Raw genomic sequence first — 767 nt, 5'->3', positions numbered from 1 at the left:
TGCAACGGCAGGCGGCGGCGATTCAGGGGGAGATCCTGGCCGAGATGGCTGATCGGGGGCCGTTGGCCGAGTACGGCTATCCCAGCCTGCCCTCGCTGCTGCGCGACGTCCTCCAGGCGGATCTGGCCGAAGGTAAACGCCGGGTGGCCCGCGCGCTGGCCTGCAACACCCACCACAGCGCGGTGGGCGAGACACCACCGGCCACGCCCTGGAAACCGCGCTGAGCCCCCTGGCCAAACCCCAACCCGCCACCGACGGCACCCCCGATACCCGGCCCCCAGCGCCAGGGTGATGCACTCGCGGCGATGATCAGGCTCGTACTCGACGAGGGCAAGCTCCCCGCCGAAGGCGGGGAGAAACCCCGCCTAGTGATCACCATCCCGCTGCGCGAGCTGTGTGCCGACGGGCTACCAGCCTCGACTGCGCTGCTCAACCAGGAGCTGCCGCTGAGTGCCGAGCAGGCCCGCCGCCATGCCCGCGACGCCGGAGTGATCCCCGCCGTACTCGGCGGCCGCGGCCAACGCACCGTCTCCACCACCCAACGCCGCGCCCCCGCGCTCCGCAACGGCAGCTGTGTCTTCCCCGGCTGCACCCGCCCCGAACGCCGGTGCCAGGCGCACCACATCCACCACCAGGCCCACCGCGGACCCACCAACCTCGACAACCCCGCCCTCCCCAGCGGCGAACACCACCGACGCATCCACCACAGCGAATGGAACATCCACATCGGAACCGACGGCCATCCAACCTGCATCCCACCACCCTGG

At 71.2% G+C, this 767-nt stretch carries 1 protein-coding gene and 1 pseudogene; both read left to right on the top strand.

The features are described 5' to 3' along the window. Positions 1–224 (top strand): annotated as a pseudogene (locus F8178_RS20355) (HNH endonuclease); the annotation flags it as partial. Between the two features lie 42 nt (positions 225–266). Then, positions 267–767 (top strand): DUF222 domain-containing protein (locus tag F8178_RS20350; protein ID WP_317496469.1); only part of this gene is annotated, 501 nt, incomplete at its 3' end.

The sequence above is a fragment of the Haloechinothrix sp. LS1_15 genome, assembly GCF_033042135.1.
In the GTDB taxonomy this organism is placed as follows: Bacteria; Actinomycetota; Actinomycetes; order Mycobacteriales; family Pseudonocardiaceae; genus Haloechinothrix.
This window is presented reverse-complemented; position numbering and strand designations above follow the sequence as displayed.